Consider the following 17,139-nt stretch of genomic DNA (forward strand, 5'->3'; position numbering starts at 1 on the left):
CAGAGAGCAATAAACGCTTGTTTATTGCTCTCTGAAATAATTCTAATATTCATCTTCATTGAAGAAAAAGTCGTCCTTGGTCGGATAATCAGGCCAAATTTCTTCGATACTTTCATACGGCTGTCCGTCGTCTTCTAGTTCTTGTAAGTTTTCAATAACTTCAATGGGTGCTCCCGAACGAATCGAAAAATCTATCAACTCATCTTTTGTAGCGGGCCACGGAGCGTCTTCCAGGTATGACGCAAGTTCGAGTGTCCAATACATAGTTTAATCCTTAATTTAATGTTACAAAAAAATTTGTGGCTGCAAAAGTATAATAATTTTTAATTTGACAAGTGTTTTAGTATAAAAATGTATTATCTGTCAAACGATTTTTTTAGAAATTATTATATACTAATTAAAAAATTATATTTTTTGCCGACCAATATTCTGACTATCAATTGTTTACAAAAATAAAAAAAACTCCTTTTAATCAAAATAAAAAGGAGTTTTTTAATGAATTATTTAAGAAATATTTCTACTCACGGGTTATTTTACTTGCGCCGCTTGTGTGTGACGTGTTCAGGTCTTTTACATTTCCTAAACGTATCTGGCTTGCACCGCTGGCATCGGCATTTACCTGATTAATTTCCATGCCTCTAGTATTAATCTGACACGCCCCTGTTACATCAATATCCATCTTATCGGCAAAGCCTCTGAGGTCGGCATTAGCAGCACCCGTAGCATTCAAATCTATCTTACGGGCATCTACATCAATAGCGGCTTTTACTGCTCCTGTAAGGCTTATATCAATATCCTGATTTTTATCTTTGAAGCCTATTACTTTTATGGTTGAAGCACCAGATAAATCAAGCCCTTCGAGCGTTGGCATGGTAATATTGATTCGGGTTGTTTCATTACGGCGGCTGAACGAGAATTTATCTCTGTATTCGATTTCAAGTGTATTACCTTTTACGTCTATGTCAAGGTCATCGATATTATCCTGACTATCCGAATTGGCTACGATACTGAATTTATCTCCCTGCCGAACCGTTACTACAAACGCACCGCCTACCTCTATCTTGCTAAAGTTTTTAGTCTCAAATTTTTTCTCAAACTGGCCTTTATCTTCAAACACATCCATATCAAAAGAATAATCGTTATCATAGTCATTCCGATTTCTTAGTGCCTCTCTTTCTTCTTTACTTAATTTCGGACAATCACGGCAAATCATTCCAGAGTCACGCTTCATCACGAATGTATATTTATCGATGTCATCGCCATCTACATCAAAATTCGGGTGGTCGTTCCAACGATTGGCGTATATGTCATAAAAACTTCTGGTCAGTTTAAATGGTTTTTCGTAAGGTATGTACAGGGTCATCTCCAGATTCTGGTCACGTAAGCGTGCGTTTTCTCCCAGAAGCAAATGTTTATTAAATACCAGCAATGAATCTTTTTGCTTAATATCATACTTCACATTTTTAGCGTTGTTTTCGGCATCTTTTCTTGAACGCCCCGCAGCTTTGAATGTTTGTTCCAGTTTTAAGTCAGTACCTTCATAACCCTCTAGGTCTACGCTCACGCTTCTGTGTATATGTAAATCGTCGTCATCGTCATCATGGTTATTATAGGCATCAATCACCAGTGTTCTGGCAGGCAGGCTAAAGTTTTTAGTTACCTCTATTCTACCTCTGTTTTTAAAGTTAAGGGCAAATTTTGCGCCTAAAATACCTACACCCATTAACCCAGCCAGCCATAAGCCCAGCAATGAAATCCAGAAGTTACGAGTACCTATGCGGCGGTTGCTTATCAGGATTAATCCGACTAACAACAGGGCTAAAAACGGGGTAAAGAAAGCAAGGAAAGCAAATAAACCTGTAATAGGCTGCACATCGGCCGCAATACTTTTAAACGGGCTATCGTCAAGGAAACCGACACCTTCAAAGCCTGTCATGACCCCAAAGAAAGCAGCTACTGAAATAGCTATTATAACTACCACAAATAACGAGAAACCCATCAACACAATTCCGGCTAGTATTCTGGCTACTGGCCCCAGATTTTTGAGTATATCGCCAATTCCTTTGATTACTATGGCTATCAAGCGGAAAGGGAACAAAAGAATTTTTGTAAGTGTATTCTCTGGTGCGTTTTTCTCTACTTTTAAACTTTCTTTGATATTCGTTTCAATATTCGACAAAGTTACGGGCTCGCCTTTCATTTCCATTTTCTGGGTCAATGTCTGGGCTTTAGGTGCTACTATCCACAAAATGGTATAGGTAATAAAGCCTAGTGCAAAAACAGGTACAGTAAGTACAAATAAAAGCCTGATAACTGTTACATCGGTTCCGAAATAGGCTGCTAACCCGCTACAAACCCCTCCTAGCACTTTACTGTCGTTATCACGGTAAAATTTCTTGATTTTTTCATCCTCAACCAGTGTCGAATTAGGCGGGAATACAATCCAGCAAACAAAATAAGCTATCAGCACAAATCCCGAAGCCGGCGCAAGGTCTTCAATCAAAGGCGGAATACCCAGAAAGAAGAAAAGGAATAATATACGCAGCCACACTACATCAATGTTAAAATAGTGGGCTAAACCTGCCAATACTCCACCCAGAGCTTTGCGTTTTACGTCACGATACAAGCGTTTAGGGCCTGCTGGCTCGCTGATTGGTGGTGTAGTAGTTGTTTTGTTTTCTTCTGCTGCTGTGCCAGGCTGTGTGGAGGCTTTGCTTTCGGTTTTGGCGTGTGTAGTGCTTTTGAGGTCTTCTTCTTCCTGAATGGCCTCAAAATCGGCCACACTACCCATTGATTTAATAAGGTCGTTTACCCTTTCAAGCGTAATCACCTGCGACGAAGCATCTGTTTTGTCTTTAGTCCAGAATTTCTCAGCAATCCGGGCTTCAATATCTGAAACAATTTCCTGACTTCCCTCGTAAGACGAGAAGTATTGCTGAATAGAACGCAGGTAACTGTTTAATTTATCGTAGGCGTCTTCTTCTATATTAAAAACAACGCCAGCTATATTGATTTGTATTGTCTTTTTCATTGCTTTGTAACTATAAATACCACAGGGAACTGCCGCAGTGGCTAAATGAATGAGAGTTAAGTCTTCAATTTTCTGATGCTATTTGCTTTTTTTACTGATAATGGTAGTTACCGAATCTGAAAGCTCATTCCATGTACCATTAAGGTTATCTAAAAACAATTGTCCTGTGTCTGTTAAAACGTAGTATTTTCTTGGCGGCCCAGAAGTGGATTCAACCCACTTGTAATCTAAAAGACCAGAGTTTTTCAGGCGGGTCAACAGCGGGTAGAGTGTTCCCTCAACAACCATAATCTTGGCGTTAATGAGCTCGTCTAGAATTTCGGAGGCATAAATTTCGCCCCTCGAAATTATGTGTAAGATGCAGTACTCCAATATCCCTTTCCGCATCTGCACTTGGGCGTTTTCTAAATCCATGTTATCTATATCGTTTAAAGCATTTTCTGCTGAAATTAATGATACAAAGTTAATAAAAGGTACTATGCAATGCAAGATACTTGGCAAAAAAAATATTCTATTTAGGACAAGCGGTAAAATTCCATGAATAAAACCTGATTTTCAGGGATGAATTTAGCTTTTTTTAATTCTTATTTATGATGAATACCCTCAGCCGAAACATAATATTTTGTATTTTTGGGCAAAGTATAGCTTTTTTGTGAAAACGCCTGACTTTGAAGTTTTTATCGGTATCAGCAAACTGATGCAAGCGCTGGGCCTACCCGACCCCCATTCGCCTGATTTTCAATTATACAGATTTGAAGAATCCATGCGAACCAGACCTGCCATGAGCCCTGTTTACCGGAGTGATACTTACATTTTTGCTTTGGTTACAAGTGGTAAGCTAGCCTTTAAAGTGGGTATCTCTGACTTTCTGATGCAGGCCGGAACGCTGTATTTTCTTAGCCCGTGGCACTTGCAACAGTATCATCGCCTCGAAGACCTGACGGGCTACATCTGTTTCTTTAACGAGAATTTTTTTGCTTCTACACCCGAAGGTTTACAAACCATACGAGAGTTACCGATGTTTCAGCTCGAAGGCAGGGCCGTATGTGATTTAACGCCAGATGAGCAACAACCTTTTATAGATTTATTTGAATGGATGCTGAAAGAGGTAAACTGCACGCCAGCCTCCCGCTGGGAAACCATGCGGCATTTGTTACATATCTTTTTTATAAAAGCACAAGAAATTTACGAAAAAAACTGTGATACTGTTACAGACGCCGCCAAGAACATCAGGCTTACCAGAGCTTTTGAGCGGCTGCTGGAAGAACACTTCCTGTTACTTTCAAAAGGCCGGACAGGAAAAGTTTTTTCGGTCAATGAATTTGCAGCACAACTCAATGTGCATCCGAATCATTTAAGCAGTATGCTCCGGCAAGAGTTGGGGAAGTCGGCCAAGCAACTAATTAACGAAAGACTGGTTTTTGAGGCAAAATCTTTATTACATACTACCGAACTTTCGGTAACAGAAATTGCGTATCGTTTACGATTCGACGAACCCACCAACTTTACCAAATTCTTTAAAAAAGCAACCGGAATGTTGCCGAGGGAGTATCGAATGCAGGCTGTGTAATGCTTTGGTTTTTACCATTCAGGTTGCATATAAACCGTAGTTTCTAAAAAATCTTACTATAATCCTATAATTCACGTCTTTTCAATTGCTGTATCTTCGATTTTTACCATTCTTCCTGTAAAACTTACCGTGTATTAGCATTGGCTGGGGTTCATCTTTGCAAAATATTTTACCAGAAAAATCTTCATGGAAACGCTAAGTAAGACATTTACTATTGGAGATACCTTAGAAGTGAACCGGATTGGTTTAGGCACTATGCGTGCTACCACAGGCGCAGGCTCGTGGGGAGAACCCGCCGACAGGCAGGCTGTTATTAAACTTATCAGAAAGGCTTATGAACTAGGAGTAAACTTTTTTGATACTGCCGATGCCTACGGCCCTGGTTGTTCAGAGTTAATTCTGGCCGAAGCTATTGAGCCTTTTAAAAAGCAGGTAATAGTAGGTACAAAAGGAGGTTCGGTTAAATATGCTCCGGGCAAGATGTTTGCCAGCGGCAAACCCGGCTACCTGAAAACTACGGTTGAAGCCAGCTTACGCCGCCTGAACATTGAAACCATTGATTTGTACCAGCTTGACCACGTTGACCCCGAAGTTCCGATTGAGGAGTCGGTCTGGATGCTTGCCTGTTTAAAAAAGCAAGGCAAAATTCGTGAAATCGGCTTGTCGAACATTAAGCCAGACCAACTACGTTTAGCACAAGGTATTACCCGCATTGCATCTGTTCAGAACTCGTTGAGTATCGCTAACCAGACACACCTGAAACTAGCCCAAATATGTGCTACTGATAACATTGCCTTTATAGCCTACTGCCCTACGGGGATGTTCGACGGAGAAAAATCGGCTACGTATCAGCAAAAAGCCTCCGAAATGGGCATTACGCTACCACAATTGTCGTTGTTCTGGCTCCTGAAGAAATCACCTAATATTATTCCGATTCCGGGCACTTCTTCAGAAAAACATTTACAAGAAAACCTAGCCGTGTGGGAAATGATACCCTCATTCATGAATCAGGCAACTTTAAAATAAAATAGTATACTATAAAACTGAATCTCTCTTATGTGGATTGTTCGATTAGCACTCAATCGCCCTTATACCATTGCAGTCATGGCTTTTTTGATGATGCTCGGAGGTGTTATGGCAATCCGTTCGATGCAAACGGATATTTTCCCGAAAATTGACATACCTGTTGTAAATATCGTCTGGGCGTATCCCGGCTTATCAGCCGAAGACATGGAACGTCGGGTAGTAATTAATAACGAACGCGGGATTTCCTCGCAGGTACAGGGGGTTTCGCGTATCGAATCAAGTTCTATTCCAGGAGTAGGCTTGTTACGTGTATATTTTCAGGCTGGCACCGACTTGGGGCAGGCATTGGCCCAGATTTCGGCGGTTTCGTCTACGGCCTTGCGGCAGATGCCTCCGGGTATGCAACCGCCCGTGTTACTGCCTTATAATGCCTCAAACCTGCCCGTGTTACACATGATTATTTCGAGTGAAACAATGGGCGAAGATGCCGTAGCCGACTACACCAATAATTTTTTACGTTTACGCCTCTTTACTATTCCGGGCCTGCAAACTCCCGGTGTTTATGGTGGCAAACAACGCCAGATTAATATAGACATTGACCCTGCCCAGCTAACTGCCAAAGGGCTGTCGGCAGCCGATGTAATTGCGGCCCTGCAAAGCTCAAACGTTATTCTGCCAGCAGGTACGGCCAGAATGGGGCAAACAGAGTATAACATTGCCCTGAATGCCAGCCCAAGCACAGTAGACCAGTTTTATGATATTCCGGTAAAAGTTATTAATGGACAAACTATTAAAATTGAAGACATCGGTAAAATATCAGACTCCTTTGCCGACCCTACCAATATTGTTCGTATTAATGGCAAACACGCCAGTTATTTGAGTATTCTTCGGAAATCAAGTGCTTCTACGCTGACTATCGTAGAGGCATCAAAAAACATGATTCCGAAAATCAAGGAAGTAGCCCCCGAAGGGCTGGAGATTACCACAGATTTTGACCAGAGTATTTTTGTTCGTGCCGCCATCGACAACGTTTTGCATGAAATGATTCTGGCTATTGTGCTGGTAGGTTTAATGATTTTTGGTTTTCTGGGCAACTGGAGAAACGTGTTTATTGTAGTAACGTCTATTCCGTTGGCTATTCTGACGGCAATCATCGTGCTTGACCTCACAGGTAACTCATTAAATATCATGACTCTTGGTGGCTTATCGCTGGCAGTTGGGATGCTAGTAGATGACGCAACGGTAGCTATTGAAAATATTCACCGACACCTAAGTATGGGTAAGTCGCTGGTCAGAGCCGTGCTGGATGGCTCGCATGATATTGCTACCCCTGCGCTGGTAGCTACGTTATCGATCTGTATCGTTTTTATTCCGGTATTGTTTATTACGGGTCCGGCAGGGTATTTATTTATTCCGATGGCGTTATCGGTGGTAGTAGCCATGCTTACGTCTTATGTATTGTCCAGAACACTGGTGCCACTACTTTCGCGCCTGATGCTTTCTGCTGGTTCGCATGATAGCCATTCGACTAGATTTGACCGCTGGAGAGACCGCCAGTTTGAACGCTTGCAAGATACTTACGCTAGCAGGCTACGCAAAACCCTTAAGTATAAAGGCTGGTTATTAATTGGCTCGCTGGTGCTGGTTATTCTTACTGTTGTGATTGTTACGCCAAGAGTAGGTACTGACTTCTTTCCTACTACTGATACTGGTTTTATGAAACTCCATTTCAGGGCTCCATTTGGGACACGTATTGAAGAAACAGAAAAATATGTAGAACGCATTGAACAAGCCGTAAGAAAAATAGTTCCGCCTGAAGAACTCAGTACCATCAGTGCTAATATTGGTATACCGATTTTCTTCAATCTGGCTTATGTGCAGTCGGATAACGTTAACGGTATGGATGCCGAAATCATGATTGCCCTCAAGAAAGGCCATAAGCCTACCGAAATCTACCGGAATAAAATCAGAGAGGTACTTAATAACGATTTCCCGGGGACACAATCTTATTTCCAGACGGCCGACATGGTAGGACAAGTATTGAACTTTGGGTTGAGTTCGCCTGTTGACTTACAGGTTGAAGTAACCAATTATAATAAAGGCTACGAACTAGCCAAAGTACTGAGAGACTCGCTCAAAAAAGTAGAAGGGCTAAAAGACGTAACCATTAAACAGGTGCTCGACTACCCTACCCTGAAAGTAGACGTTGACCGCATAAGGGCCGCACAAGTGGGCCTAAGCCAACGTGACGTAGCCAGTAACTTACTGGTAAACTTGTCGTCGAGTGGTTTATTTGCACCGTCTTACTTCCTGAATCCTGCTAATAACGTAAACTATACGGTGGTTGTAAAATCGCCTATGAGCAAAATACAATCGGTCAGCGATTTAATGAATCTACCTTTAACCACCAGTGCTGCGGCAGGAGCATTAAATAGTAACACAAGCGTGCAGCCAACCGATGTACCCCGTCAAATTGCCCAAACGGTAAGGAATGTTTCAGATATTAAGCCGGCTGTAATGCCAAGCCAGATTAACCATGAGAATATTCAACGGGTACTGAATGTATCTGCCAACGTCGAAGACAGAGACTTGGGTTCTGTTTCGGCCGATATTCAGCGCATCATTAAAAACATAGGCCAACTACCTAAAGGCTTTAATATTACAGTACGCGGACAAGGGCAGGTAATGAACGATTCGTTCACGAATATGGCACAGGGCTTGGTACTAGCTATTTTGCTGGTATATGTGCTAATGGTAGTGTTGTTTCAGTCTGTAAAAGACCCTCTTATTGTGCTGGCGGCTATTCCGGGAGCCTTAACGGGCATTATTTTGCTGCTCTATGCCACAGGCACTACTATCAACGTAGTATCGTTGATGGGGTCTATTATGGCCGTGGGTATTGCAGCTTCTAATGCTACGCTACTGGTAAGCTATGCGAACGACCTCCGTCTTGAGGGGTATTCAGTACTGAAAGCTGTTACCGAAGCCGGAAAAACCCGTCTGCGCCCTATCCTGATGACAGCCCTTGCTATGATTTTAGGTATGATTCCGATGGCAATCGGGCTAGGCGAAGGCTCTGAGCAAAATGCACCACTAGCCCGAGCCGTAATTGGCGGGCTGGTAATTGCTACACTCTTTACGCTTTTTGTAGTACCCGCCGTTTACGCAGGCTTATATAGAGGCAAAGCCAAAGCAAAAGTAAGCTTATTAGAAGACCAAGAAGAAACTACGCAGGTAGTAGCCTGATGAACCAACTCAAAGAAATATAACAGACATTCAAAAACAGATAAATACTATGAAAAATCAACAAAATCTTCGCCGAATCGGGTTATTAGCCATAATTCTGGTTATCGTAGGGGTCGGGATTTTTGTGATAAGCCGGGCAGATTCTGCTGAGCCACCAGCGGCCAAGTCTGATGCTACAAGCGTAAGTACAACAACCATTACTCAGCAAAAATCAGGCAGAACCCTCATGCTTTCAGCCGAGGCTCGTCCTTATCAGTCGGTAACCCTCTATGCCAAAATAAGCGGTTATTTACAAAAACTCTATGTAGATAAAGGGCAGGATGTAAAAGCAGGCCAAACTATTGCCATTATCGAATCGCCCGATTTGGAGCAGGAAAAGCTAGCTTTAGAAGCCGACTTAAAGCAGAAACAAAGCTATTTGCGTAGGGTAGAATCGTTACTAAGCAAAAAGTATGTAACTGAACAAGAAGCCGACAAAGCCCGTGCCGATGTAGAAATGGCACAGGCAAGGCTCGATGCTCAGAAAGAGAAGTTATCTTACACCACCATAAAAGCTCCTTTTGCGGGCAATGTGTCGGCGCGTTATGCCGATGTAGGGGCTTTATTACAGGCAGCTACATCTTCACAAACCAGTGCTTTGCCTGTGGTTACGGTTTCGCAGGTGAACCGTTTAAGGATTACCATTTTTATTGAACAGGCCGATGCCGCCACTGTGCGCCCGGGTACACCTGTGGATATTCTTGTGCCGGGCTCGTCAGATACGCTTCATGCCAATATTACCCGCCTGACGGGCGAGCTGGATATGCGTACCAGAATGATGCTTGCCGAAATAGAATACAATAATGCCGGTAACAAAGTATTGGCAGGTAGTTTTCTGAAAGTGCTGATACACCTACCTGCGCAGGAATTTCTGAGTATTCCGGCTCAGGCATTAGTAGTAAAGGGAGATAAATATTTTGCTCCCATTATAAAAGATAACCGTATTTTTTACCGCCCTATTAAAATTGGTGCAGGCGATGGGCTACAATACCGTGTGTACGCAGGCTTAAAAGAAGGAGATGTAGTGGCACTGAACGTTGGCAATTCATTAATCGACAGCACATTGGTAAAGGTGGTCAATAAACCAGAAAAAAAATAATGAAAAAAGGTATATTGTTTTTAAGTATCTGGTGTTGTGCCACTACCCTGCTGGCGCAAACCAAAGTATTGAGTTTTCAGGAAGCCCTACAAATGGCAATTCAGCAGAATGTAGGTATTAAAAAAGCACAAAATAATGTTGAAGCAGCTAAATGGGATGTTTACGGAAGCAAAAATCTGTTTTTACCCAACGCTACTTTTAACGGAGCGTTTAACTTTCAGTCAGGAAGCAACCTGCTCACTGTTGCTACTCCCTCGCTGGTTGCCAGTACCTATACAGGACTGAACTTTCAGGCCAATAGTAATTACGTGTTAGCCGACGGAGGTGCGCGCAAATCGCAAGTACTGGTTTCACAAAAAACCGAAGAAGTAGCCAATTCACAGCTTATTTTTACCCGTCAGCAAATAATAAATGATTTAAGTCTGGCTTTCTTACAGTTATCGCTCGACCGCAGGCTGATTGAGATTACCACACAAAACTGGCAGCTTTCACAAGAAAGAGATACTATCCTGACTGGCCTCGTAAAGGCTGGCTTACGGCTCCCGAACGAGTTATATCAGCAACAAGCACAGACCCGTCTAGACGAGCAGCAGGTAATAGCGGCCAGAAATGTTCTTCAAAACCATAAAATTTTTCTGATTCGTCGTTTAAATCTACCAGCAGGCGAATACGACTTTCAGGAACTACCCGAAGAAGGTGTGGCTAGTTTTTCGCCCCAAAGTCTGGTTAATTCAGCTTATACCAAACGTTATGACTTACTCACGCTGAAACAACAACGAGAAGCCATTGCCCTAAGAACACCCATTATTCAGGCAAATTTAAAACCTCAGTTAGTAGCTTCTGGAGGGCTTACAACTGCCGGACGACACCTGTTTCAGCAGAACATTAACGGAACTGATGCCTTGAAAACCATTGAACAACGAAATATTATCAGGCAATTAGGCAATCAGGTTAACGTATATGCTGGCCTGAGCTTAGTGTGGAATATTTTCGACCGAAATCAAACAAAAACTGCGGTAGCCAAAAACCGTATAGAGGAAGCAAACCGTGAGTTAGATATACTGGACAGACAAGACCAGATACGGGCCGAAATAAATCAGGCCCTGACCGATTACGAAACAGCTCAGCAACAGTTTACTACGGCACAAGCGCAGTTATCGGCGGCACAGGCGGCATTTGAATTACAACAAGGCCGTTTCCAGAATGGCCTTGCTCCATTAGTCGATTTATTCGTGGCCCAGAGTGCAATGGCTTCTGCCAAAATAAATGTAGCCCGTGCGGGCATTCAGGTACGTTACCAGCAAAAACTGATACAGTTCTACACCGGAGACATACAAGAATAACAATATTGAGAAGGAGGCACGGCCTCCTTTTTTTATGCACTTACTACCAGCTTGGCTGAGTTATAATCCTTTTGTAACTACTAGTTTTTTCGTATATGCTATTAAAGCCCAGATATTATTTTTCTGAAAATCGGTTATTTCTTTTGAAGTTTCTGCAATAGCTCTTAGCTTTAAGTTCCTGAAAATTAATGCCTTATTACTGTCAGGCTTTCCCTACCATATTTTCAGGCAAACATTCAACCTTAATTTTTATCATGATGAAAAAGATAGTTTTCGTTTGGTTGTTGTCGGCGGCAGGAGCTTTGGCGCAAAACACAGCATCGTCTGGCAATGGGTTACCGCCATTAGTAACTTTTACCGACCAACAAGACCACGATAACATGATGCAGCAATTGGGTATTAAACGCCTGAGACCCGGCCCAAGCGGTAATGAGTCGGCTCCTAACCATGCAAACTACGATGAAGCTACGGCAAACCCCTGCCCCGAACTGCCAGAGGCGCTTACCTTAAAAAATGGCAAGAAAGTAACAACCGCCGACGACTGGTGGAATAAACGCCGCCCCGAACTGGTGGAGGATATCGAAAGGGAAGTATATGGCAGGCTTCCGCAGAAGATACCATCGGTAACATGGACGGTCAAGATTACTGACAAGGAATTTGTGGGCCGTATTCCGGTGGTAGCCAAGCAACTGATAGGCCATGTAGATAACGCTGAATACCCACTTATTACGGTTGATATAAACATGATGCTGGTAGTACCAGCCAATGTAAAAGGGCCTGTACCGGTATTAATGATGTTTGGAAGGCCGTCGTTTCCGGCTCCGGCACAGCCAAGCCCCGAACACATGGAAAAAATTAACACCGCTTTTAAAGACATGATGATAAAACATGACCCTTCTTTAAAGGCTATTTTTGAGCAATACCCTGCTTATAACCCAATTACCCGCCTACCCGGACCTAATTTTTTTGCCCCTCCACCCAATGGAGAATCCCCTTCGACAGAGCAATTGCTGGCAGCAGGTTGGGGTTATGCAACTATTGACCCCGCTAGTATTCAGGCCGACAACGGCGCAGGTATTACTCGTGGCATTATTGGCTTGGTTAACAAAGGACAGCCCCGAAAACCTGACGACTGGGGGGCCTTACGTGCATGGGCATGGGGAGCCGCCCGAGGGCTTGATTACCTAGAAACTGACGCTGCCGTAGACCCGAAACGCGTAGGCATAGAGGGGGTATCACGTTATGGCAAAGCCGCTTTGGTGGCACTTGCTTTTGAACCACGTTTTGCCATAGGGTTGATTGGCTCTTCGGGTAAAGGAGGAGCTACCCTGCACCGTAGGGTATTTGGCGAAGCCGTAGAAAGCCTTACAGGAGGTGAATATTACTGGATGGCAGGTAATTATATGAAATATGGAGCAGAAGAAGCAAGTTTTGGCACTAAAACCGGATGCGACCTACCCGTTGACTCTCATGAGCTAATTGCTCTTTGCGCTCCGAGACCTACTTTTATCAGCTATGGGATTCCTGAAAAGGGTGATGCCCGCTGGCTTGACCAACAAGGGAGTTACATGGCAACGGTAGCGGCAGGTTCGGTTTTTAAATTATTGGGAGCGAAAGATATTGGCGTTTCTAACGATTATAAAAGTGAGAAAATGCCCCCTGTTAATACTGATATGCTAGACGGACAACTAGCTTGGCGGCAACATGATGGCGGACATACCGACTGGCCTAATATGAAGCACTTTATTCCGTGGGCGAATCGGGTGCTAAAATATGAAAAACAATAATAATCATTGATTTACTGTTCATTACAGCCTATTTGTAAAAGGTCTGGGAAGTTTTATATACCCAGACCTTTTTGCATAATTAAGGCTTTGATGACATCGACACTGGCGCAGCTTCGGGTTTACTGCCCCAGTTTTTATTAGGCTTCTGCCCCATTTCAAGCACAAGTTTGCCACCATTTACCAAAGTATCGTGCCATATCCACGGCTGATTCAGTGCTTGTCCGTTCAACTGCGCTGATTGAATATACAAGTTACCTGACGAATTATTACGGGCTTCAATCACAAATTGCTTGCCCTTATAATAATCAGTATTGAGGTGAAAAGTAATTTTGTTAAAAATCGGGCTACTGATTTCATAATATGGTTTGGGTGTTGTGCCTCCGCTTGTCGAGAATATACCTGTTTTTAATAAAACGGCCAAACTTCCCATTAAGCCCTGATCTTCATCGCCACTGTATCCGAAATCAGGAGAAATACCACTATATACCTTACTGATAATCTGGCGGGTCCAGTATTGGGTTAACCATGGCGCACCCGAAAAATTAAACAAAAACGGTGTTTGCATACAAGGCTGGTTTCCGTAATTGATATATACTCGTCGGTATTCTTCAAGCGTTTCTTTATCGTGCGATTTGCCCGATACAAAATCATGTTTCTGGGCTTTTTCAAACGATGAATTCAGTTTGGTTGTAAATGCCTCTCTGCCACCCATCAGGTTAATCAGGCCCTGAACATCGTGTGGCACAAACCAAGTATATTGTGCAGCGTTACCTTCTTCCCAACCGTTGTCATACCGTAGAATATCGACAGGCTCGCCCCATTTGCCTTCAAGTGTTCTGTTCCACATCCAGCCAATTTCAGGATTCCAGATATTTTTATAATTCTCTGCACGTTTCATAAAAAGGCTATAATCGTCTGTTTTTCCGAGTGTTTTGGCCATTTGTGCCAACGTATAATCCTGATAGGCATATTCAAGCGTCTGAGTTGAGCCATCCTGATGGAATCCGTATTTAATGTTGGTTAATGGGTGTGGCACATACCCTCGTTCAAGATAATACTCCAAGCCGCCACCTTTCAGGGTTTTATGCTCGTAGCCTGCTTTGCTCATTAAGCCTCCGGGAAAATGGTTTTTACGCATACCCTCGTATGCTTTATCAATATCAAAACCTCTGATTCCTTTCAGATACGCACTCACGATAAAAGGTGTTGATGGCGCACCCGACATTACAAAAGTATAGTTTCCTCCTGCTGGCCCTCGCGGAATAAGACCGCCATCGTTATACATCAGCAACATAGAATTAATAAAAGACTCGGTTACTTCTGGATACACCAGATGCCAGAGTGTATTTAACGACCATTGCGCCCCCCACAAGGCATCAAAGTTATGATGATTAAACTTAGGCTTTCCGTCTGCGTTTAGAGGAATCTGCCCGATTCTCCGCTCTGGTCCGGTCATGTCCGAGTATTTGCCGTTTACATCCGAAATAATTCTGCGGCCTAATAGTGCATGCCACAAATCTGTGTAAAATCGGCTTTGTTCAAGCTGCGTTCCGCCCTGAATTTCTATCCGGCTTAGCCAGTTGTTCCAGTCGGTCTGGCTTTCTGTTACTATTCTGTTAAAATTCCAGTGCGGTAGCTCAGTTTGGAGATTTAATCTGGCCTGTGCTTCACTCACATACGAAATGGCTACTTTCATTTGCCGCACTTCTCCCTGACTGGTTCTGAAACTCACATAAGCACCCGTTTTTTCACCTTCAATCGAATCTTTTATATCTTCCAACTGCCCTTTTCTCCAGCCCTTGAAACTATCGAAGGGTTTATCAAAAACAGCCACAAAAAAGACCGTCAGGGTTTTGGGCCTGCGCGTGGTTGGAGCCATAATGGCATACCCTTCTATTTCCTGATTGCTTACTTTCCTGACATAGCCCTTTTGTGTATCAGATGGCCCCAGAAAAGTTGAGAAATCAAACAAGATATGGCTTTGTTCGGCCTTCGGGAAAGTATATTTATGAAAGCCCACCCTTGTGGTAGAAGTAAGCTCGGCAGTAATATTATAGGCATCTAGCACAACCTTATGATACCCCGCCTTGACTATTTCTTTGCTATGCGAAAACGAAGAACCATATTGTTGGCTACCCAGATGCCCCTTAAAAATACCCGTAGTGGGCATTACAGGAACACCCGATAACTGCCAGCCATGAATATGGCTAAAACACTTGATACTGTCTGAATGATAACGGTACCCCGACCCCCAGTCAGAATTTACGCCGTTATCGGGGCTTAGGTTTACCATTCCGAACGGACGACAAGCCGAATTGAAAAAGAACCACCTCGAATTGGCCGTATCAACCCACGGATTAACAAGGTCAACAGGCCGAGTTTTTTGAGAAAAAGCGGTGTTAATTATAAAAAAACTAATCAGATAAGTAATAATAGTGGTGAGTTTGCTCATGCCATCAGGTTATTTTTTAAACATAAATTATTTATCAAGCCATGTTAACTGGCTCCAGTAAGCAGGGCCATCGTTGGTCTGTATTGTGCCTTTCGTACTTCTTCCGTCTTTTACATATCGGGTAAGCAACGTTGTTAGTTCTTTCACAATTTCAGGGTGTTCGGCATAAACATTTTTGTTTTCCGCCATGTCTGTCTGAAGGTCGTAAAGCTGAATAGGTGGCAGTTTTTTTGCTTCTTCGCTATCTTCTTTAGGCTTACCATTGCCGCCCGAATGCGAACACATAATGAGTTTCCATTGCCCTTTGCGAATAGCAAAGTAGCCATTTGATGAATGATGAATAGCTGAAGTTCTTTGCTCAAATCCAGATTTTTTATTGGTTATTTCACCTAAAAAACTGAAACTATCTTCGGCTATATTATCGGCTAGCTGAGCCTTGTTAAGTTCGGCAACAGTTCTGAAAAAATCGGTACTACAAATGAGCTTGTCTGACACCTTGCCTTTTTTAATTGCCTTACCCCAGCTAACAATAAATGGCACTCTGTGGCCTCCCTCAAAAATATCGGTTTTTAAACCCCGATAATCGGCCGACGGGTTGTGTCCTTTTGCGAGTTGTGCCTGTAAATTGGCCGAGTTAGCAAAGCCGTTATCTGACGTGAATACTATTATGGTGTTGTCGTAGATTCCGTTTTTTTTCAATGTAGCTACAATTTGCTTCACTACGTCATCAACCATCAACACAAAGTCTCCATAAGGAGAGACCTTACTTTTACCTACAAAATCGCCAATTGGTAACACAGGGGTATGCGGAGCCGCTAGCGGAAAATATAAGAAAAACGGTTTTTCTTTGTTTGCATTCTGATTAATGAAACTCAGGGCTTTTTCGGTGAATTTCCCGATTACATCTTCCGGTTTGAAATCTGGCGCGCTAATACCTGCCCTGAATAGCTCAATACCTTTGCGGCCTTCGCAGGTATCTTTAGGAATAGCCGTACAAAAGCCGTTTTCGACGTAGGCATACGGCGGCATATCCAACGAAGCCGGAATACAGAACGAATAATCGAAGCCATTGCTATTGGGGCTATTCCTGATTTGTTTGGCAAAGTCAACCTTTTTTTCGCCAGCTTCAATATTACCCCATGTCCAGCCGAGATGCCATTTACCTACAATACCCGTCTTATAACCCTGCTTTTGCAAAAACGACGCTACGGTTTCGCGTTGAGGGTCAATCAGGGGAGTATCGTAGCCATGTAATACCCCTTTTTTAAGGGTTGTACGCCAGTTATATCGCCCCGTCAGGATTCCATAACGGGTAGGCGTACAAACGGCAGAAGTAGTGTGGGCATCGGTAAACCGAACACCGCATTGTGCCAGTTTATCAATATTGTCAGTCTTTATTTTCCCGTTCGGGTTGTACGACGATACATCGCCAATACCTAAATCATCGGCCAGTATATACACTATATTGGGTTTCTGTGCAAACCCCGATGCGAGTATATTCAGGCAAAGAATAATAGTTATGATGAATTTCCTTTTCATATTTAAT

11 protein-coding genes are annotated in these 17,139 nt (G+C 43.0%); 6 read left to right on the forward strand and 5 right to left on the reverse strand.

The window, feature by feature from the left end:
• Positions 1 to 42: 42 nt before the first annotated feature.
• From WAA15_RS06705 to WAA15_RS06715, 3 genes are all read right to left on the reverse strand, one after another.
• On the reverse strand, positions 43 to 264 hold the full coding sequence (locus WAA15_RS06705; protein ID WP_015028821.1) for a DUF2795 domain-containing protein: 222 nt from the start codon (positions 262 to 264) through the stop codon (positions 43 to 45).
• 253 nt (positions 265 to 517) lie between these two features.
• Positions 518 to 3,031 (reverse strand): PspC domain-containing protein, encoded by a 2,514-nt coding sequence (locus WAA15_RS06710; protein ID WP_337041931.1) that lies wholly within the window; start codon positions 3,029 to 3,031, stop codon positions 518 to 520.
• 78 nt (positions 3,032 to 3,109) lie between these two features.
• Positions 3,110 to 3,445, reverse strand: a complete 336-nt coding sequence (locus WAA15_RS06715; RefSeq protein ID WP_337041933.1) for a PadR family transcriptional regulator — start codon at positions 3,443 to 3,445, stop codon at positions 3,110 to 3,112.
• A 238-nt stretch (positions 3,446 to 3,683) separates the two neighbouring features.
• On the opposite strand from WAA15_RS06715, the gene WAA15_RS06720 reads away from it, so the two are divergent.
• From WAA15_RS06720 to WAA15_RS06745, 6 genes are all read left to right on the forward strand, one after another.
• Positions 3,684 to 4,601, forward strand: coding sequence for a helix-turn-helix domain-containing protein (locus tag WAA15_RS06720; protein WP_337041935.1), 918 nt, complete (start codon positions 3,684 to 3,686; stop codon positions 4,599 to 4,601).
• A gap of 186 nt (positions 4,602 to 4,787) precedes the next feature.
• Complete coding sequence (locus WAA15_RS06725) at positions 4,788 to 5,627, forward strand: aldo/keto reductase (RefSeq protein ID WP_337041937.1); 840 nt, start codon at positions 4,788 to 4,790, stop codon at positions 5,625 to 5,627.
• 30 nt (positions 5,628 to 5,657) lie between these two features.
• Positions 5,658 to 8,873 carry an efflux RND transporter permease subunit gene (locus WAA15_RS06730; RefSeq protein WP_337041939.1) on the forward strand — a complete coding sequence of 1,072 codons (3,216 nt, stop codon included), beginning with the start codon at positions 5,658 to 5,660 and terminating at the stop codon, positions 8,871 to 8,873.
• Between the two features lie 49 nt (positions 8,874 to 8,922).
• Positions 8,923 to 10,011, forward strand: a complete 1,089-nt coding sequence (locus tag WAA15_RS06735) for an efflux RND transporter periplasmic adaptor subunit (RefSeq protein WP_337041941.1) — start codon at positions 8,923 to 8,925, stop codon at positions 10,009 to 10,011.
• Entirely contained in the window at positions 10,011 to 11,354 is a 1,344-nt protein-coding gene (locus WAA15_RS06740; protein WP_337041943.1) for a TolC family protein, read from the forward strand. Before WAA15_RS06735 ends, WAA15_RS06740 begins: the two co-directional genes overlap by 1 nt.
• Before the next feature lie 254 nt (positions 11,355 to 11,608).
• Complete coding sequence (locus WAA15_RS06745) at positions 11,609 to 13,141, forward strand: alpha/beta hydrolase family protein (RefSeq protein WP_337041945.1); 1,533 nt, start codon at positions 11,609 to 11,611, stop codon at positions 13,139 to 13,141.
• A 79-nt stretch (positions 13,142 to 13,220) separates the two neighbouring features.
• On the opposite strand, the gene WAA15_RS06750 is transcribed toward WAA15_RS06745, so the two are convergent.
• Complete coding sequence (locus tag WAA15_RS06750) at positions 13,221 to 15,593, reverse strand: GH92 family glycosyl hydrolase (RefSeq protein ID WP_337041947.1); 2,373 nt, start codon at positions 15,591 to 15,593, stop codon at positions 13,221 to 13,223.
• Positions 15,594 to 15,620: 27 nt separating this feature from the next.
• The gene (locus tag WAA15_RS06755) at positions 15,621 to 17,132 is read right to left on the reverse strand and encodes a sulfatase family protein (protein WP_337041948.1); all 1,512 of its coding nucleotides are present in this window, start codon (positions 17,130 to 17,132) and stop codon (positions 15,621 to 15,623) included.
• Positions 17,133 to 17,139: the final 7 nt, after the last annotated feature.

It is taken from the genome of Emticicia sp. 17c (assembly GCF_037153985.1).
Lineage (GTDB): Bacteria > Bacteroidota > Bacteroidia > Cytophagales > Spirosomataceae > Emticicia.